Origin of the sequence: Streptomyces sp. NPDC050145 (genome assembly GCF_044460245.1) — a bacterium.
Taxonomy (GTDB): Bacteria; Actinomycetota; Actinomycetes; order Streptomycetales; family Streptomycetaceae; genus Streptomyces.
In genome coordinates, this window is the sequence record NZ_JBITJS010000001.1 from 523,719 (window position 1) to 541,422 (window position 17,704).

The window sequence follows — 17,704 nt, forward strand, 5'->3', positions numbered from 1 at the left end:
TTCTGTGTCATGACGGGTTCACCTCGACCTCGGCGAGCGACAGGGGGACGTTGGTCGCGAGTTGGATGCGGACGTACCGTCCCGAGGTCCGCACCGGGACCTCGGTCGGCGTGGCGGCGGTGTCCGTGCGGTGGACGGCGGTCACACCGGGCTGGGCGAGCACCTCGGCGAGCGAGTCGCCGGTGAACGGGGTGTCGGAGACGAGGACGTAGTAGTCGGTCAGGCGCTCCGAGCAGCAGTCGGTGCGGTTCCACACCGTGACGTCGGAGACGGCTTTCGAGGCCCCGAGGTCGACCTGCCACCAGGGCTCCGCCGAACCGTCCTCGGCGGTGTGGGTGACCGATCCGACGGTGTAGTTGCCGTCGGTGTCGCCGTCGACGGCCCGTGCCGCGACCCCGCCCCAGGCGGTGCTCTTCTGCGTGGCCGGCTTGCCGTACGACAGCGAGGTGACCTTCAGGGAGAGGTACGTGCTGCCCAGCGGCGCACCGGTCGACGCGTCGGTCATCGTGACCTTGACGGTGCGCGGGCCGGGCTTGGCGGAGTCGCCCGCGGCGATCGTCACCTCGGTGGAGGTCCGGCCGCCGGCGTCGACGGTCAGCCGGCCCGAGGACGGAGTCACGGTGATGCCGTCGGAGGCGTCTGAGGCCTCGGCGGTGAAGGCGACCTCGGCGCGGGAGCCGGTGAGATTGGCCGCCCCCACGCTCGCCTTGAGGCTCTCGCCCGGTGCGAGGAGCGCCGGACTGGCGCCGGGCAGCGAGGAGTACGGCCGCACCCCGGTGTCCACCGTGCCGTGCCGCGGCGGCCGATCGTCGCTTCCCCGGCCCCAGTCGGTGCTCGACGGGTCGGAGGTGAGAGCGAACCGGACGGTGCCCGCGTTCAGCAGATCACCGTGCCTGATCCACGACTTCGTCCAGTCCCGGTCGCCGACCCGCACCGACGACACGTACTGCAGCTTCGCCCGGTCCGCACCCGGCGCGACGATGTCGACGGGCCGGCCGCCGTCCGGCTGGATCCGCACCCGGTCGAACATCGGTGCGCTCAGCACGTACTCGGCGGAGCCCGGCATCACCTCGTAGACGCCGATCATCGACCAGACCGACCAGGACGAGAGAGTGCCGAGGTCGTCGTTGCCGGGCATGCCGTAGGCGTCGTCCGTGAACAGCGGCTGTGCGGCGCGCAGCACCGCGGAGGTCTTCCACGGCTGATCCGTCCACGCGTACATCCAGGGCGCGTGCAGATCGGGTTCGTTGTTCGGGTTGAACGCGAAGTTGTTGTGGTAGTCGTACGCCCCGACGACCCACGACTTCTTCGCCACTCCCGTGTGGTCGCGCAGCAGTTCCGGCATGTCGAAGAAGGTGTCGAGACGCTGCTGCGCCTTGGCCTTGCCACCCATCAGTGCGAACAGACCCGGAGCGTCCTGCTGCGCCAGCCACTGGTACTGCCACGCGGTGCCCTCGTGGAAGCCGGTGCTCTGCGTCGGATCGGAGCTCCCGGCCCAGGTGCCCTGGGGCGTGCGGGCGCGCGGGAAGCCGTCGAAGCCCTTCGAACTCACGCCGAGGTCCCACTCGTTGGCGAAGTTCCCGCACCGTGCCCGCAGCGTCTTCGCCTTCGCCGTCTCACCGAGACCGCCGGCCATGTCGGCCAGACCGCAGTCGGCCAGCGCGTACTCCAGCGTCGCCGACCCGGCCTGACGGGAGTCGCCCCAGGTGTAGCCGCCCTTGTCCTGGTAGCCGACCCAGCCGTTGCGCGTGTACGTCGGATTGCCGTCACGGCCGCGGAACACCGACTGGTCCGAGGGCACTTCGGTGACGTTCTTCCACAGCGCGTCGAACAGGGCGCGCGCGGTGGGCTTGTCGAGCAGTCCGCGGGCGTACAGGGAGGTGATGAACGGCGTCGGACCCTCCCCGCTCATCACGTTGGTCTCGCTCGAACCGAGAGCCCAGCGCGGCAGCCAGCCGCCGTCCTGGTAGACGTGCAGCAGCGACTTCGCGATGTCGGTCGCGCGGCGCGGTTCGAGCAGCGCGACGAGCTGGTTCTGCGTCCGGTACGTGTCCCACAGCGAGAACATCTGGTAGTAGGGCCGGTCGCTGCGGTGCACTTCCTTGTCGAAGCCCATGTAGCGCCCGTCGACGTCGGAACCGACCGACGGATGGAGCGTCGCGCGGTACAGCGCGGAGTAGAAGGTGCGCCGGTCGGCTTCGCTGCCGCCGGCGACCTGCAGCCGGTCGAGCTGGCGCGCCCAGGTCCGGTGCGCGGCGGCCCGCACCGAGTCGAAGGACTGATCCGCGCTCTCCGTACGGCGGTTGAGCCGGGCGCCGTCGACCGAGGTGTAGGAGATGCCGACGGCCGCACCCACCTGGCCACTGCCGCTGAATCCGACCATCGCGCCGCCGTCGGCCCGCGAACCGTCCGACGACGTACCGCTGATGGCGGCCGACCGCCGTCCGGAGGCGACGTCATCACCGTCGGCCCAGGTGCCGAAGGTGTCGAACGACCGGTCGAACTTGGCGCTGAAGAAGACCTTGTACCGCTCCTTGCCCGTCTCCCAGCAGAAGTTGCCGCCGGTGATCCAGCCCTCGACCGTGTCGTCGCCGACGACGTCCACGTGTCCGGCGTACGTGTAGCCGTTGCTGGAGCCGACGTTGACCACCACGGTCCGCCGGTCGGCGTCCGCCGGGAAGGTGTAGCGCTGCCACCCGGTCCGTGCGGTCGCCGTCAGCTCGGCGGTCACCCCGTTGTCCAGACCGACCTTGTAGTAGCCGGGCTCGGCCTTCTCGTCGGCGTGGCGGAAGCCGGCCGCCTGCTGATCGGGCCGCGTTCCGGGGAAGGCACCCGGCGCCGGCATCAGGCGGATGTTCCCGTTGGTCTGGCAGCCGACGCCGGACAGGTGCGTCTGGCTGAATCCGAGGATCTTCGAGTCCGCGTAGTCGTACGAGGCATAGGAGTTGAGCCGCGTGTCCGGGCTGTTCTGCACCATCCCGAAGGGAAGCGCCGCCCCCGGGAACGTCGTACCCGACCCGTTGTTCCCGATCGAGGTGTTCACATACGCCGTCGGATCCTCGGGGAACGACGGCCCGGCCTTTGGTGACGCGGTCGCGGACGTGGCCGGCGTACCGCTGATCAGGACGGCCGCGGAGGCCAGGACGGACAGGATTCGGACCAGACGGACTGGTCTCGGCAATCGCATGGACTCTCCCTGAGAGATTGAATGCTGACCGGGTGAGACATCGTTGTCAGGCTTGGGGTCGCCGGGGCCTACGGGGTGGCATCGGAGGCGGCCCCGTCGCGCGTGTGCGTCCGGTAGAGGTCGAGTTCGCCGTCGAGTTCGAGGGCCAGGACGGTGCACAGCGGGTCGATGTGGTCGTCGGTGAGGTGGATGTACTCCCAGCCCGGCACCTCGTCGAGGCCGCCGACGCGCTCGTGCCGTACCTCCGTGTCCGCGCCGAGCACCCGCACCGAGGTCACCGCGTTGCGTACACCGCGCAGGACGACGAATTCGTTGGGGCGGTCGAAGACGAAGAGATACAGCGTCCTGCGGTCGGCGGAGAGGGTCGACGGGCCGTAGAAGTGGCCGTGTGGCATACCCCGGTCCGTCCCGTACACGGCGGGGGAGTGCCGGCCGATCCACTCTCCCAGGGCCTCCAGACGGGCGACCTGCTCCGGGAGAAGAGTGCCGTCGGCCTGTGGACCCACGTCGAGGAGCAGGTTGCCGCCACCGCCGATGGTCTCCGCGAAGATGCGGACCAGTTGCCGCGGCGACTTGTGGTGGGTGTCCTGGGGTTGGTAGCCCCAGGAGTCGTTGATGGTCAGGCACAGCTCCCACGGGCCTGCGGGCGGCTCGATGGGCACACCCTGTTCGGGCGTCGCGTAGTCGCCGTGGCCGGTCAGTCTGCCGTTGACGACGGTGTGCGGTGAGCGGGTACGGATCTCCGTGGCCAGAGCGTCCATGCCCCACTGTTCGGGGGTTCGCTCCCACTCGCCGTCGAACCACAGAAGGTCGGGCTGGAAGCGTTCCAGGAGCTCGCGGACCTGGGTCCGGTGGAAGTCCAGGAAGTTCCTCCAGCGGGCCGGGTCCTCCTCGCCGGGTGCGGGCATCGAGTAGGGGTTGCCGCGTTCCGCCGGGTCCTGGTCGGGCTTGCGCACCGTGGCGTAGTCCGGGTGGGACCAGTCCAGGTGGGAGTAGTAGAGGCCGGCCTTCACCTCCCGTCGGCGCAGCGCCGCGAAGTACTCGGCGACCAGGTCACGTCCGGCGGGGGTGCGCTTGACCACCGACAGGTCGTTCGCACCGGTGTCCCACAGCGCGACTCCGTCGTGGTGCTTGGCGGTGAGCACGGCGTAGCGGGCGCCCGCGCGGACGAAGAGGTCCGCCCACGTGTCGGGGTCGAAGCGGTCGGCGGTGAACCGGTCGAGCTGCGTCATGTACCGGTCGTACGGAACCCGGCCGTCGAAGAACGACCAGGACTCGGCGACGCCGTCGACGCTGTAGACGCCCCAGTGGATGAAGATGCCGAGTTTGGCGTCGGTGAACCAGCGTTGCGAAGTCATCGTGACAGCTCCGTCGGTGGGTGAGGGAATCGCTCGGTACTCGTCGTCATTCGACGCCGCCTTCGATGGCGAGCACGGCCGCGGCCGCTCCCCGCAGCTCCTCCGGCACGATCACCGTGCCGTCCGGGTCCGTCGCCGCTCGTTGACGGCCGGCCGCGGTGAGCCAGCTGACGGGGCGGCCGGCGGCGAGCTCGGCGACATCAGGGGCCGGCGTCAGCCGTCCCTGGTCCGGCGCGAGGTCCGTGACGAACAGGGTTTTCTCGTGCGTGGTGTAGCGGACGGGATGACCGGCCGCGTCGGTGTGGCGGCGCCATGGCCGGGTGCCGTAGACGGCGTCGCCGTTGACCCGCAGCCACTGTCCGAGGCGGCGCAGGCGCGACACCTGGCTCTCGGGCAGCGAGCCGTCGGCTCGCGGGCCCACGTTGAGCAGCAGATTGCCGTTCTTGGCCACGGTGTCGACGAGCAGCCGGATCAGCTCGGCGGTGCTGAGGAGATGCCGGTCGTCCTCGGCCGCGTTGTGGCCGAAGGACTGCCCCAGTCCCCGGCATGCCTCCCACACCGGCTCGGACGGCTCCTGCTCGGTCAGGTACTCGCGTGTGCGCACGCCGTGGTACGGCACGCCCCAGCGGTCGTTGACCAGGCCGTCGGGCACCCGCTCGAGGTAGCGGGCGAACAGCGCGGCCAGGTCCCGGTGGTCGCTGCCCTTGCCGTCGTCCGGCCAGTCGATGTCGTTCCAGAGGTAGTCGGGCCGGAACCGCTCGACGAGTTCGTCGAGCTGTGCGTGCGCGTAGTCGGCGAAGGACCTGTCGTTGCGGCGCAGTTCGAACAGGTCCGTCAGCGAGCGGATCGGCGGCAGCGTGCTCACGTGCCAGTCGAGGGCGCCGGAGAAGTACAGGCCGAGGCGCAGATGGTGGCGGCGTGCGGCGCCGCTCAGCTCGGCCAGCAGGTCGCGGCGGGGCCCGCGGCGTGCCGTGGTGAACGGGGTGGTGTCCGAGTCCCAGAGGCAGAAGCCGTCGTGGTGCTTGGCCGTGGGCACGACGTAGCGCGCGCCGCATTCGGCGAACAGGGACATCCACGCGTCGGCGTCGAAGCGTTCGGCCGTCCAGAGGTCGGCCAGGTCCTCGTACGAGGTGCCCACGCCGTACGTCTCCTCGTGGAACCGTCGGGTGGGCGATCCGGCGATGCGCACGGTGTTGGCGTACCACTCGGCGTACGGATGGTGGGCGTACTCCAGCTCTACGGGGGTGTGGACGCCGGGGTCGCGCGGCGTGCCCCAGGCGGGTACCGAGTAGATGCCCCAGTGGACGAAGATGCCGAACTTGGCGTCGGTGTACCAGCCCGGCACGGAGGCGGACGGGTAGACGGGTGTCTGTGCACCGAGGTCGGGACCGGTGCGTCGGTCGAAGCGCAGCAGGGGATTCTCCTTGGTGGCCACGGTGAACCGCGTCCGGCCGGCCCGGCCGGGTCCGCGGCGTGAGGGGTCAGCGGCCTGCCAGGCCGGTGGCGGCGATGCCTTTCACCAGGTGCTTCTGCAGGGCGATGAGCAGCAGAAGGGTCGGGACGAGGGAGATGACGGAGGCGGCCATCACCAGATGCCACTGGTTGCCGTTCTGTCCGAAGAACAGCTCCAGGCCGAGCGGCACGGTGCCGAGCGCGCTGACGTCGTTGACGATGATGAGCGGCCACAGGAAGCTGTTCCAGTAGCCGATGAAGGTGAAGACCGCGAGCACGCTGAGCGCGGGGCGGGCGATCGGCAGCATGACGGAGCGGAAGGTGCGCAGGGGCGAGCAGCCGTCGAGGGTGGCGGCCTCCTGCAGCTCGTACGGGATTCCGCGGAAGAACTGCCGCAGCAGGAACGTGCCGAACGCGGTGAAGGCCCAGGGGAAGACGAGCGCCTGGTAGCTGTTCACCCAGCCGAACTCCTGCATGAGGATGAACATGGGGACCACCAGCACCTCCTGCGGCACCATCAGGGTCGCGAGGAAGACCAGGAAGAGGCCGTCCCTGCCGCGCCACCTCAGCCGGGCGAAGGCGTAGGCGCCCAGTGAGGAGGCGGCGAGGACGACGAGCGTGCCGACGGCGGCCACCAGCAGTCCGTTGAGGATGAACCGCTGGAACGGCAGGTAGTCGAAGACCTCGGCGAAGTTCCGCCAGCGCAGGTGGGAGCCGGTGAGCGAGGTCGGGTCGGCGAAGGTCTCGCCCGGCGGTTTGAGCGCGGCGGCCACGGCGTAGACGACCGGTGCGAGGAACAGCATCGTCACTGCCACGAGGAGCACATGGGAGACCACACTGCGCGGGGTCCAGCGGACTCTGTCAGTGCTCATAGTGCACCCACCGCTTCTGGCCGAGGAACTGCACGGCGGTGATCAGCAGGATGACGGCGAAGAGGAGCCACGCGCCCGCGGCGGCCACACCGAGGTCGCGCGAGACGAAGCCGTTCTCGTAGACGTTCTGCACCATCGTCACCGTCGAGTCTCCTGGTCCTCCCCTCGTGAGGATGTAGGTCTGAGTGAAGACCTGCATCGACGTGATCATGGTCATGGTGGTGACGAAGAAGACCGCGGGCGACATCAGCGGCAGCTGGACGCGCAGGAACTTCGTCAGACCCCGGGCCCCGTCGATCTCCGCCGCCTCGAGCACGGAGCGCGGCAGTTCGTCGATGGCGGCCGAGAACACGACGAGGTTGTAGCCGATGCCCTGCCAGACGCTCATGACGACGACGGAGATCATCGCCGTGCCGGAGTCGGCGAGGAAGTTCGGGGCGGTGATGCCGAACCAGCTGTCGAGGTACTGGGCGATGACGCCCTGGGGCTGGTAGAGCATCTTCCAGATCACGGCGTTGACCACCATCGGTGTGATCGCGGGAATGAAGAAGAGCACCCGGAACACGTGCTGCCAGCGGCTGTTGGAGATCCAGAACGCCAGGGCCAGGGAGAGCACGACGTTGAGCGGCAGGAACAGCGCGGTGAAGACGAAGGTGTTGCGGACGGAGACGAGGAAGCCGGGGTCCTCGAGGAGCAGGTAGCGGAAGTTGTCGAGTCCGAGGAAGGACCGCTCGCCGAAGATGGGCCAGTGGTACAGGCTCATCACGACGGCCATCGCCACCGGGAACAGGGTGAAGACGGTCAGTCCGAGGACCCCGGGGGACAGGAAGCCGTAGGCGTACCAGCGTTCCCGGCGACGGGGGCTGCCGTGGCGGCCCCGGTCCCGACGCGGCCGGGCGGCGAAGCCGGGCGCGGGCCGGGTGCTCTGCTCGATCGGTGGTGTCGCCACGGGTCAGCGTTCCGCCTTCTTCTGAATGGCCGTCAGCGCCGCGTCGGCGGACGTCGACCCTGTGTAGGCCTCGAGCAGGTACTGGCTGAACAGGGTGTTGACCTCGTCCCAGTTCTTGGTTCCGACGAACGGCTCTCCGCCGGCGAGGCCGTCGCGGACGGCGTTCATCCCGGCCTTCACCGTCTTCGTCTGCCCGCCGGTCTGCTGGGTGAGGAACTTCTCGTACGCGGGCTGCGCCGCGGTGCGAGCGGGGGAGACGCGGCCCTGCCCGGCGAGGTAGTTCTGCGCCTCGGGTCCGGTGAGCACGGAGAGCGCCTTGACCGCTTCCTTCTTGTAGGCGCAGCTCTTGGAGACGCCGAAGCCGGAGTTGGCGACGTAGGTCTTCGAACCGTCGGGACCGGCGGGGATCGGCGCCACGCCGACCTTGAACTTCGCCTGGCTGGAGGTGGATCCGAGATTCCAGGTGCCGTCGACGGCCATCATCGCGTTGCCGTTGACGAACTGGGTCTCGGCCCATCCGCCGTCGCTGGAGCTGGCCGGGACGCTCGCCGCCTTGTCCTTCGTGGCCAGACCCGAGTACCACGTCAAGGCCTTGACCATCGCCGGGTCGTCGAGTTGTGCCTTGCCGTCGGTGGTGACGGGGCGGGCGCCGTTGTAGGTCAGCGCCATGGTCAGCATGGGGAGGTCGGAGAAGGAGAGCCCGAAGCCCGTCTTCCCGTTCCTGGTCAGCGACTTCGCCGCCTTCTCGAAATCCGCGACGGTCCAGCCCGTCTTCGGCTCGGCGAGGCCCGCCTTCGCGAACGCGTCCTTGTTGTAGTACATGAGCATGCTGGCGAGGTCCATCGGCAGGGCGTACTGCTTGCCCTGCCACTGGAGGGCCTCGAGCGCGGCCGGTTCGAATCCGTCCGTGCCGGCGCCGTCCTTCAGCAGGGAGTCCAGCGGTTCCATGAGGTCCGTGAAGCCGGACAGGCGGAGGCTCTGCATGCTCACGATGCACGGCTGGTCGCCGCCCGCGGCCTGTGTCTGCAGCTTGGTGAAGTAGTCCTTGAACGGGGCGGTCTTCAGGTCCAGCTTGATGTCGGGGTGCTCCCGGGTGACGAGGGACGCGAGGTGCTTCAGCTGCTTCTCCTCGTCGGCTCCGGCGGCCCACATCTGCCAGCTCAGCGTGACCGATCCATCCGACTTCTTCGATCCTCCCGATCCTTCGCCGGACGAGCCTCCACACCCGGCGAGTGCGACGAGTGCTCCCGCCGCCGCGACGCCGGCCCACTGCACGGCACGCAAGCGCATGTCCTGACCTCCTCATTTGATGCCCGACAGGGGAAGGGGGAAGTGACTGAGCATTTTTTTCGGGTCCGAGTAAATTGGGACGGTAGAGGTGCAAAGATCGGACGTCAAGGGTGCCAACTCGACGCACTCACAGGGGAAATGGGGATGGTGTGCAGGCACAACCACCGGCACCCGGGGATCTGATCCGGACCGAGATCCTGGCGCTGCTCGGGGCGGCCGGGCCGCTCAGCCGGGCGGAGATCGCCCAACAGCTGCGGGTGGGTGCCGCGACCGTCACGGACCACACCCGGCGGCTCATCGGCGAAGGGTTCATCCGCGAACTGAAGCCCCACGCCTCCTCCGGCAAGGGCCGTCCTCGGGTCCCGCTCCAACTGGTCCCGACCGCCGCCCATGTCCTTGGCCTGCGCGTCGCCGTCGACCATCTCGCAGGCGTCGTGGTCGGGCTCGACGGGCAGGTCACCGACGAGTTCCGTCTCCCTCTGCGGGTGGCGGAGTCACCCGTCCCCCTGCTCACCCGGGTGCTGCGGGAGGAGATCGAGGCGCGACGGAACACGACGCCCATCCGCGGAGTCGGCGTCGCGGTCCCCGGCATGGTGGATCCGGCAACGGGCGTCGTACGGCTCTCCGCGATCATGGACTGGCACGATCTGCCGCTGGCCGCGGAGCTCGGACGATCCCTGCCCATGCCCGTTCTCGTCGACAACGACCTTCGTTCCAGCACGACGGCCGAGCTGCTGTTCGGCATGGGCCGCGATCACGACGACTTCCTCGTCGTCGGCATCGGTGACGGACTCGGTATGGGAGTCGTGCTGGAGCGACGCGTCCAGCGCGGCGCGGACGGACTCTCGGGCGAGTTCGGGCATCTGCCGGTCGATCGGACCGGGCCGCGATGCAACTGCGGCAACCGCGGCTGTCTGCAGGCCTTCGTCGGGCAGACGGCACTCTTGGAAGGTGCCCGCCGCGCCGGCGTCGGGCTCGGAGCGGGCGACGGGCTCTCCGCGCTGGCCGACGCCGCCGAACGGGGGGAGCCGGCGGTGCTCGCCGTCCTCGGCGAGGCCGGCGAGCTGCTCGGACGCAGCGTCGCCGGCGTCGTCAACATCCTCGCCGTCAAGGCGGTCAAGGTGATCGGCGAGGGCCTCGTGCTGTGGCCCCACCTCGGCCCGGCCTTCACCGCCGCGGCCGTCGCCGGGGCGATCGAGCCGCTGCGGGACCTGGAGATCACCGTGTCACCGTGGCGGGACACGGAGCACGCGCGAGGCGCGGCCTGCCTGCTGCTCGCCCGCAGCGGGGCGATCACCAGGGCCTAGCGTGTGCTTTCAAGTAGTGGCGCGGGACGATGGGTCTGCCCCATTCCTCATCGGTCGATCGCGACGCCGCGAACGGCGATGCCGATTCGACGTGGTCGGGGCCGCTGGTGGGTCACGACATGGTCCACTTCTGGTTGGCGTTGCCGCTGCACTCCCAGATTTGGAGTGGGGCACTGTTGGCCGTGTTGTTGTCGGTGACGTCCATGCACTTGTTCGCCGCGAGGTTGACGATGTCGTGGGAGGTGGCGTTGTACGTCCACTGTTGGTTGCCGCCGCCTGTGCAGTCCCAGAGCTGGAGCTTCGCGCCGCTCGCCGTGCTGGCGCCGGTCACGTCCAGACACTTTCCGAGGGCGCGCAGTTGGCTGCCGCTGAATGACCATTGCTGGGCGGCGGTGCCGTTGCAGTCGTAGAGCTGGACCGGGGTGCCGTTGGCCGTCGAGGCGCCCTGGACGTCCACACATTTGCCGGCCAGACCCTTGACGGCCTGGCCGGTGCTGCTGGTCGAGACATGGACGTAGTCCACGACGAGCTGTTGCGGGAAGGAGGTCGAGGCGTCGGGGTCGCCGGGCCAGTCGCCGCCGACCGCGAGGTTGAGGATGAGGAAGAACGGCTTGTTGAAGGCCCACTGATTGCTTCCGATGTCGGCCGGGGTGCGGGTCTGGTAGACGTGGCCGTCCACGGACCAGGACACCTGGTTGGGCGCCCAGTCGACCGCGAAGGTGTGGAACGCGTCGGCGAAGGCTCCCGATGCCAGGGAGTATCCGGCGCCGATTCCGCCCGCCCCCGAGTAGCCGGGGCCGTGCAGGGTGCCGTGGACGGTGCCTGGCTCCCGGCCGATGTTCTCCATGACGTCGATCTCGCCGGAGCCCGGCCAGCCGACGCTGCCGATGTCGGTGCCGAGCATCCAGAAGGCGGGCCACATGCCCTGACCTCGCGGGATCTTCATGCGGGTCTCGACGTGTCCGTACTGTGCGCTGAACTTGCCGGAGGTGTTCATGCGGGCCGAGGTGTACTGGCAGGCTCCGTACCAGCACTGGTAGCCCGAGGGGTTCTCCTTCCTGGCCGTGATGACCAGGTGGCCGTTGCCGTCGAGCGCGGCGTTGTTCGCGCCCGGTGTGTAGTACTGGCGTTCGTGATTGTTTCCGTTGTTGTCGCCGGTCTCCTGGCTCCATTTGGACGTGTCGACCCCGGAGCCTGCCGGGCCGTCGAAGTCGTCGGTGAAGTCGGCCGCGAGCGTCGCGGTGGCCGGGGCGGCGGGTGCGGCGCCGGCCACACTCGCTGGGACGAGGGTGGCGCCGGCGCAGATGACGGCCGCTGCCGCGCCGATCAGTCGGAGTCTCCATGGGGCGCGCACGGTGCATCACATCGCTTCCGTGAGAGCCGGCCTGGAAATGCCATGGGCATGCCAAACATGCGCCAGGGGAAACCGGGCCGGAACCTGTGGGGGGTTCGCTTTCTTCACTAGTTGAAGCTAGGAAGCGGCGAGGGGGGCGTCAAGGTTTTTGTCTGGACCAATCGCGGGGCGGGGCCAAGGCTTGGCCGAGGCGCGACAGCGTCAAGGTCTCGGCGACCGGAGCCGACGGACAGCCGCTGACGGCGGAGGAGCTGGGCTGGCAAGGCGCTTTCAACTACTGTCTGTCGACGCCGAAGCCGTCCGTGTGCGGCCAGGTCGGCACGGACACCGACGCGCCGACCTGGGACCCGGCTACCAGCACGGTCGCCGGCAACGGTACGGACACCAACGGTGCGTCCGGATGATTCCAGCCGACCGTCCCGGTCACCAGCATCACCCTGACCTTCGCCATGAAGAGCGGCTTCCCCGTCTATCAATTGTGGTCTCGTCGCTGTCCTCGCAGATCGCAGGTTCATTCACGTCCGACTGCGGCACACCCGCCGGGCTCGAGGTGCAACTGCTCGACGAGAACGGGCAGCCGGTCCTCGGTGCCGACGGCCGACCCGTGACCACGACCGCGGACGATCAGGGCGGATACTCCTTCATCGACGTGGCACCCGGCCGCTACCAGGTGAGGACGACGTCCGACGCCTACGACCCGTCCACCGTGTCCCGTACGGTCGACACCAGCGGCGGGGAAAGCGTCACCGGCGCTGACCTGAACCTGACCTGCCCGAGCACCCCGACGCCGAGCCCGTCGGACACGGACTCTCCGAGCCCCTCTCCGACGGACACCGATGCGCCAGGCGATCGACGAGGTGCTCGCGCACTTCGGCGAGTCCGACGGTGGGGCCCTGGCGCTCCGGCTGCTGCGGGTACCCGAGCACCTGGACCGGGACGAGAACCGGGCACTTGCGGTGAAGGCGATCTGGGCTCTCGGCGCCCTTCCCGGCACGGACGCCCGGGAAGCCCTCGAGGAATTGCGCGACGACGCGAACGAGATCGTTCGGGAGAACGCGGTGCAGCAGTTCGCACGCCGGGGCGAACTCTGACCGTGAAACTGGTGCCGGTTCGGCCTCCCGTACCTACCGGCGCCCCGCCGGTGCCGTGTTGTGCAGTGTCTCGAGGAAGGCCCGTACGCGGGCGTTCATGCTGTGCTTGGGCCAGATGGCGGCGAAGTGGCAGGGGAGGGGTTCCTGGACCGGGATCCAGGTGACGCCGGGTGTGGAGTAGTGGGGCTCGGCTTCGGTGCAGGCGAGGGAGACGCCTTGCCCCGCGGCGACGAGGAAGGGGATCTCCTGCCAGGAGATCGCCGCGTGGCCCTGCGGGATAGGGCGGCCGGAGGGCGTCCGGCGGGGGAAGTTGTGGTCGAGCCAGTGCTGGGGGACCGCGCCGCCGATGGTCAGCAGCGTTTCGTGGGCGAGGTCTTCGAGCGAGACCGCCTCGCGTCGGGCCAGGGGGTGGGAGCTGGAGACCAGGAGGGCCCGCGCGGAGGTGTAGAGCACGGGTCCGGCTTCCAGATCCGGTTCGTCCACGGGCAGTTCGGTGACCTGGAGGTGCACCTGCTCGCTGCGCAGCGGTCCGTAGGGATCGGAGAGCTGGATCTCCTGGATCGTCACGGCGCAGTCCGGATGGGCCGTGCGGAACGTCTCCATGGTTTTGAGCAGCAGGTTGGCTGCCATCGAACTGGAGTAGCCGATCCGCAGGGAGCCGGTGATGCCGCGCCCCGCGGCGACCGCGCGGGCGAGTGCCTCGTCGATGATCCGGCGTGCGGGCAGGAGGTCGTCGCGGAGCCGTTCGCCGACCGGGGTGAGGGTGACACGACGGCTGGTGCGCTCGAACAGCGGTACCCCGACGCGGCGCTCGAGCGTCTGGATGACTTGGCTGATCCGTCCGGCCGACAGACCCAGGCGGTGGGCCGTGCGCCCGAAGTGCAGTTCCTCGGCCAGCGTCAGGAATGCCTCCAGCTCCTGTCGCTCCATGCTCTGCGCTCCCCGATCGTTCAGCCGGACTGCACGGTACTTCAGCGGATCGGTGTTGTTCCAGGTCACTGCGGTGGCGAAGCTGGTCACGACTTCAGCACCCGAAGGGAATCTCATGTCCTACCCCGACCCGCGCTACTTCGGTGAACACGGCGAGGTCAGTGCCGGTTTCCGGCCCGCGAGCACGGCGCCGGACTTCGTCGCGAAGCCCGCCGACCCTGCTGTCTCGCAGGGCACGGCGTTCCACTACCTGTCCACCACGCTCTCGACCAACGGCGAGTACGGCCTGTACCGGGTGGACATGGGGCCGGAGGCCAGTGGGCCGAGCACGCACTTCCACAAGGCGATGTCGGAGTCGTTCTTCATCCTGTCCGGCACCATGCGGCTGTTCGACGGCCGCCGCTGGGTCGACGCGACCTCCGGCGACTACCTGTACGTGCCGGTCGGCGGCCTGCACGCCTTCCGCAACGAGTCCGGCGAACCGGCCTCCATGCTCATGCTCTTCGCACCCGGCGCGCCCCGAGAGGACTACTTCGAGGGCGTCACGGAGCTGGCAGGGCTGAGTGAGAAGGAGCGTGCGGAGTTCTTCGTCCGTCATGACAGCTTCTTCGTCTGAGACCGGACCTTGAAGGGCAAGCCCGGACGCTGAGTTGTGAGCATTCACCGTGGTCGGCTGCCGTGCTCGTCCTGGACAGGTGTGGATCCGTCAGCGTTCCTGTGTGCGGCCGGCCTCGGCCGGGGTGCGGAGGTGGGAGCTGAGGAAGTGGGCGGCGCGGTCCAGTGCGGCGTCCGCCTCGTCGAGGCGCCCGTGCTCGCTCTGGTACACGTGGGGGAGGTCGGAGCCGATCTCCAGTGTGGTCTCGACGTCGGCCGCGCCGGCGCGGGCGACGAGGCGCACCGAGTCGTCGAGGAGGACCTCGTTCGCCCCGACCTGTACGAGCAGTGGGGGCAGGCCGGAGAGGTCGGCGAAGACCGGGCTCGCCAGGGGGTGGCTCGGGTCGCCGGCGCCGATGTAGTGGTCCGCGTACGCGCGCACATCGGCCTCGGTGAAGATCGGGTCGGCGTCTTCCTTGGTGCGCATGCTGGCTCCGGAGAGGGTGAGGTCGACCCAGGGCGAGAAGACGATCGCGGCGGCGGGCAGCGGCAGTCCTGCCTCCCGGGCGGCGAGCAGGGTGGCGATGGTGAGGCCGCCGCCGGCCGAGTCGCCGGCCATGACGATGTCCCGCGGATCGGTGCCGGTGGCCAGGAGGTCGCGGTAGGCGGCGAGTCCGTCGTCGACCGCGGCGGGGAAGGGGTGTTCGGGAGCCAGCCGGTAGTCCACGGAGATGGCTCGCAGTCCGGTGCGGACGGCGAGTTCACCGACCAGGCCGGTGTGGGTGTCCGGGGAGCCGATGACGTATCCGCCACCGTGGAGATAGAGCAGCCGACCGCGTTCGGTCGCTCCGGCCGGCTCCAGCTCCAGGGCGGGCCGCCCGCCCAGGACGGTTCTGCGGAGGGCGACGCCGTCCGGCGCCGGTCGCGTCATCGCCGCGGCGAAGCCGGCGCGCAGCTCGGCGGGGGTCGGCTGCGTCTCGCTGCGCGGGACGGAGCGGAGCAGTGCGTCCAGGGCTTGGCGCTGCTGTCGGGACATGGCGGGCCTCCATCGGGTCGGGATGCGAGGATGGATTCCTCGGAATCCATCTGCTCGTGTCCAACTACCTTCCGGGGAAGATGATTCCTGGGAATCTATTGGAGGTTTTGTGAGCCACGTCACCCCCCTCTTTCTAGACCTCGTCCGCGTGGAGACCCGGCTCTACAACGCGGTCGGCGCCCGCCTGCGCGCCGAACACGGTCTGACACTCGGCCAGTTCGAGTTCCTGCAGATCATCGACCGGGTGGACGGGTGCCGCGTACTCGACATCGTGGCCGAGCTGGCGATCACGGTGGGAGCCGCCAGCAAGGCCGTCGACCGGCTCGTGGCCGCCGACTGGTGCGTACGCGTCGCGCACCCGCACGACCGCCGATCCTCGGTGCTGCGCCTCACGCCCGAGGGAGAGAAGGTGCTGGAAGCGTCCCGGCCCGTGGTGGAGAGCGCGCTCGTCTCACTGACGCGGACGGTCTCCGCCGCCGACCGCAAAACCCTCGCCGCCACCCTGGCCACTCTCCGCGCGAACCTCGAGGCGGACGGCCAAGGCCAACCAGGGAGCAGCGTGACTGCCTGAGCATCGCTGGGTCGTCACGACCATGACGTCACCAGGCGCCGATGAAGTGCTCGGTCTGTTCGCGTTGCGCTGCCCGACCTGGCCATCAGTCACCACAAGCACCGTTGCAGTACTAACAGCCGGCGTCCGCGACGACGTAGTAGCCGGGTGACGTCTGCTTCAGGGTGTGCGTGATGAACGTGTTGTACAGGCCCATGGCCTGGCCGGAGCCCGTGGCGTAGGTCTGGCCGCCGCTCTGGTAGGCGCGGCCGGCGGCGGTGTGCTGGTAGTTGTTCGCGGTGGTGCAGGTGGGTGTGTAGCCGGTGGTGGTCGCGGTCACCGAGGAGGAGACGGTCCCCACCGCTCCGGCAGCGTCCACGGCCGCCACCGTGTAGGTGTGCGTGGAGCCGGTGGTCAGGCCTGTGTCGGTGTAGGAGGCCGACGTCGTGGCGCCCACCTTCGTGCCACCGCGGTAGACGTTGTAGGAGGCTGCGTCGGCCACCGTGTCCCAGGTCAGGTTCACGGTCGTGTCGGTGGTCCCGTCGACGGTCAGGCCCGTGGGCGCGGGCAGGGTGCCCGGGGGCTGGCCGCTGCTGCCGCCGTCGAGCCCCCAGAAGCGGGCGGTGTGGTAGCTGGAGCAGATGGTGTCGAGGTAGTAGGTGCCGGTGGTGCCGCACTGTTCGGCGCCGCTGCCGGGGTCGACCGCGAGGCCGTGGGCCATGCCGGAGATCGAGTAGACCGAGACGGCGGGCTCACCGGAGGCGTCGTCGTACTCGCTCAGCGTGGTGCCGCCGGAGAGGCTCTCGGTGCGCGACGGAGTCTGGCCGATGCCCCATACGTTCGTCCACTGGTCGCGTAGTTCGGTCGCGTTGGCCGGTGCGACGGTGGTGTCCGAGGTGCCCTGCCAGATCGCCACCCGGGGCCAGTGGGTGGTGCCGGCGGGTGCGGCGGCGCGTACGAGGTCGCCCCATTGGGCGGGCGTCTTGTCGGGCGGGCTGTACATGCAGGTGTAGGCGGCGGACACGCTGGTCGCGCAGGAGGCGGGGAGCCCGGAGTCGATGGAGCCGCCCGCGAAGACGTCGGGGTAGGCGGCGAGCATGTTCGCGGTCATGCCGGCGCCGGCGGACAGGCCGGTGATGTAGACGCGGCGGGTGTCGCTTCCGTAGCGCGCGACGGCGGTGTCGACCATCTGCTTGATGGACAGGGCCTCGCCGTTGCCGCGTGTGCTGTCGGCCGAATCGAACCAGTTGAAGCAGGAGTTCGCGTTGTTCGCGCTGGTCGTCTGGGGGAGCACCAGGGCGAACTTGTACTGGTCGGCGAACTTCGGCCAGCCGGAGTGGGCGTAGTAGTCGCTCGCGCTCTGCGTGCAGCCGTGCAGGGCGACGACGAGAGGCGCGTCGTCCGGCAGGGTGTCGGGCGCGTAGGTGTACATGGACAGGTTTCCGGGGTTGGAGCCGAAGCCGGTGACCTGGGTCAGGCCCGCGGCCGAGGCCTGGGGTCCGACGGCCGTCAGGCCACCCGTCAGGGCGAGAGCGCCCGCGGCCGCGATGAGCCAGCGGCGGATGCCGCCGAAGGTGCGGCGGCTCTTTGGGGCGCGGCGGATCGAGGGATACAGCTGTCCCATGGCTGATGCCTTCCGTGGGGGAGGGAAGCAGATGACACCGCGGCGGCGGTTCGTGCCGCCGCTGTGGCGTTGCATCATGTGGTCCGGCCCGCTCGCGCCGACATGGGCCG

Annotated in this window: 15 protein-coding genes; 4 read left to right on the plus strand and 11 right to left on the minus strand. The window is 69.4% G+C overall.

The genetic code is table 11. The annotated features are described in order from the left end of the window. Positions 1–7 precede the first annotated feature (7 nt). The 6 genes from ACIBTU_RS02590 to ACIBTU_RS02615 all read right to left on the minus strand — a co-directional run bounded on the left by ACIBTU_RS02590 (position 8) and on the right by ACIBTU_RS02615 (position 9,108). Positions 8–3,187, minus strand: a complete 3,180-nt coding sequence (locus ACIBTU_RS02590) for a GH92 family glycosyl hydrolase (protein WP_399124043.1) — start codon at positions 3,185–3,187, stop codon at positions 8–10. A gap of 68 nt (positions 3,188–3,255) precedes the next feature. Next, positions 3,256–4,545, minus strand: a complete 1,290-nt coding sequence (locus ACIBTU_RS02595) for an alpha-L-fucosidase (protein WP_399124044.1) — start codon at positions 4,543–4,545, stop codon at positions 3,256–3,258. Between the two features lie 46 nt (positions 4,546–4,591). Next, positions 4,592–5,980, minus strand: a complete 1,389-nt coding sequence (locus ACIBTU_RS02600) for an alpha-L-fucosidase (RefSeq protein WP_399124045.1) — start codon at positions 5,978–5,980, stop codon at positions 4,592–4,594. A 46-nt stretch (positions 5,981–6,026) separates the two neighbouring features. Beyond that, positions 6,027–6,869 (minus strand): carbohydrate ABC transporter permease, encoded by an 843-nt coding sequence (locus tag ACIBTU_RS02605; RefSeq protein WP_399124046.1) that lies wholly within the window; start codon positions 6,867–6,869, stop codon positions 6,027–6,029. Beyond that, positions 6,859–7,818 (minus strand): carbohydrate ABC transporter permease, encoded by a 960-nt coding sequence (locus tag ACIBTU_RS02610; protein ID WP_399124047.1) that lies wholly within the window; start codon positions 7,816–7,818, stop codon positions 6,859–6,861. Before ACIBTU_RS02610 ends, ACIBTU_RS02605 begins: the two co-directional genes overlap by 11 nt. 3 nt (positions 7,819–7,821) lie before the next feature. Then, positions 7,822–9,108, minus strand: a complete 1,287-nt coding sequence (locus ACIBTU_RS02615) for an ABC transporter substrate-binding protein (RefSeq protein ID WP_399124048.1) — start codon at positions 9,106–9,108, stop codon at positions 7,822–7,824. 149 nt (positions 9,109–9,257) lie between these two features. Between ACIBTU_RS02615 and ACIBTU_RS02620 the strand changes: the two genes are divergently transcribed. Next, on the plus strand, positions 9,258–10,415 hold the full coding sequence (locus ACIBTU_RS02620; RefSeq protein ID WP_399124049.1) for an ROK family protein: 1,158 nt from the start codon (positions 9,258–9,260) through the stop codon (positions 10,413–10,415). Positions 10,416–10,527: 112 nt separating this feature from the next. Here the strand turns inward: ACIBTU_RS02620 and ACIBTU_RS02625 are convergent, their stop codons facing one another. Together ACIBTU_RS02625 and ACIBTU_RS02630 are read right to left on the minus strand one after the other, a co-directional pair. Beyond that, complete coding sequence (locus ACIBTU_RS02625) at positions 10,528–11,769, minus strand: ricin-type beta-trefoil lectin domain protein (RefSeq protein WP_399124050.1); 1,242 nt, start codon at positions 11,767–11,769, stop codon at positions 10,528–10,530. Positions 11,770–12,043: 274 nt separating this feature from the next. Continuing rightward, positions 12,044–12,220, minus strand: a complete 177-nt coding sequence (locus tag ACIBTU_RS02630; RefSeq protein WP_399124051.1) for a hypothetical protein — start codon at positions 12,218–12,220, stop codon at positions 12,044–12,046. Positions 12,221–12,605: 385 nt separating this feature from the next. On the opposite strand from ACIBTU_RS02630, the gene ACIBTU_RS02635 reads away from it, so the two are divergent. Continuing rightward, positions 12,606–12,860, plus strand: a complete 255-nt coding sequence (locus ACIBTU_RS02635) for a hypothetical protein (protein WP_399124052.1) — start codon at positions 12,606–12,608, stop codon at positions 12,858–12,860. A 33-nt stretch (positions 12,861–12,893) separates the two neighbouring features. Here ACIBTU_RS02635 and ACIBTU_RS02640 read toward each other — a convergent pair whose 3' ends face one another. Further along, positions 12,894–13,790, minus strand: coding sequence for a LysR family transcriptional regulator (locus ACIBTU_RS02640; protein WP_399124053.1), 897 nt, complete (start codon positions 13,788–13,790; stop codon positions 12,894–12,896). Positions 13,791–13,905: 115 nt separating this feature from the next. Between ACIBTU_RS02640 and ACIBTU_RS02645 the strand changes: the two genes are divergently transcribed. Next, positions 13,906–14,406: a cupin domain-containing protein gene (locus tag ACIBTU_RS02645; RefSeq protein WP_399124054.1), complete on the plus strand. Its 501-nt coding sequence runs from the start codon at positions 13,906–13,908 to the stop codon at positions 14,404–14,406. Between the two features lie 90 nt (positions 14,407–14,496). On the opposite strand, the gene ACIBTU_RS02650 is transcribed toward ACIBTU_RS02645, so the two are convergent. Further along, positions 14,497–15,420, minus strand: coding sequence for an alpha/beta hydrolase (locus tag ACIBTU_RS02650; RefSeq protein ID WP_399124055.1), 924 nt, complete (start codon positions 15,418–15,420; stop codon positions 14,497–14,499). A 109-nt stretch (positions 15,421–15,529) separates the two neighbouring features. Here ACIBTU_RS02650 and ACIBTU_RS02655 point away from each other — a divergent pair, with 109 nt between their 5' ends. Continuing rightward, on the plus strand, positions 15,530–15,991 hold the full coding sequence (locus ACIBTU_RS02655) for a MarR family winged helix-turn-helix transcriptional regulator (RefSeq protein ID WP_399124056.1): 462 nt from the start codon (positions 15,530–15,532) through the stop codon (positions 15,989–15,991). A gap of 112 nt (positions 15,992–16,103) precedes the next feature. On the opposite strand, the gene ACIBTU_RS02660 is transcribed toward ACIBTU_RS02655, so the two are convergent. Continuing rightward, positions 16,104–17,594, minus strand: coding sequence for an alpha/beta hydrolase family esterase (locus ACIBTU_RS02660; RefSeq protein ID WP_399124057.1), 1,491 nt, complete (start codon positions 17,592–17,594; stop codon positions 16,104–16,106). Positions 17,595–17,704: the final 110 nt, after the last annotated feature.

Bases quoted from the DNA above. Each gene is read 5' to 3' on its own strand.
- ACIBTU_RS02630 (WP_399124051.1), bottom strand. From the start codon at position 12,220: ATGGCGAAGGTCAGGGTGATGCTGGTGACCGGGACGGTCGGCTGGAAT.
- ACIBTU_RS02615 (WP_399124048.1), bottom strand. From the start codon at position 9,108: ATGCGCTTGCGTGCCGTGCAGTGGGCCGGCGTCGCGGCGGCGGGAGCA.
- ACIBTU_RS02590 (WP_399124043.1), bottom strand. From the start codon at position 3,187: ATGCGATTGCCGAGACCAGTCCGTCTGGTCCGAATCCTGTCCGTCCTG.
- ACIBTU_RS02645 (WP_399124054.1), top strand. From the start codon at position 13,906: ATGTCCTACCCCGACCCGCGCTACTTCGGTGAACACGGCGAGGTCAGT.
- ACIBTU_RS02660 (WP_399124057.1), bottom strand. From the start codon at position 17,594: ATGGGACAGCTGTATCCCTCGATCCGCCGCGCCCCAAAGAGCCGCCGC.
- ACIBTU_RS02595 (WP_399124044.1), bottom strand. From the start codon at position 4,545: ATGACTTCGCAACGCTGGTTCACCGACGCCAAACTCGGCATCTTCATC.
- ACIBTU_RS02635 (WP_399124052.1), top strand. From the start codon at position 12,606: ATGCGCCAGGCGATCGACGAGGTGCTCGCGCACTTCGGCGAGTCCGAC.
- ACIBTU_RS02605 (WP_399124046.1), bottom strand. From the start codon at position 6,869: ATGAGCACTGACAGAGTCCGCTGGACCCCGCGCAGTGTGGTCTCCCAT.
- ACIBTU_RS02640 (WP_399124053.1), bottom strand. From the start codon at position 13,790: ATGGAGCGACAGGAGCTGGAGGCATTCCTGACGCTGGCCGAGGAACTG.
- ACIBTU_RS02650 (WP_399124055.1), bottom strand. From the start codon at position 15,420: ATGTCCCGACAGCAGCGCCAAGCCCTGGACGCACTGCTCCGCTCCGTC.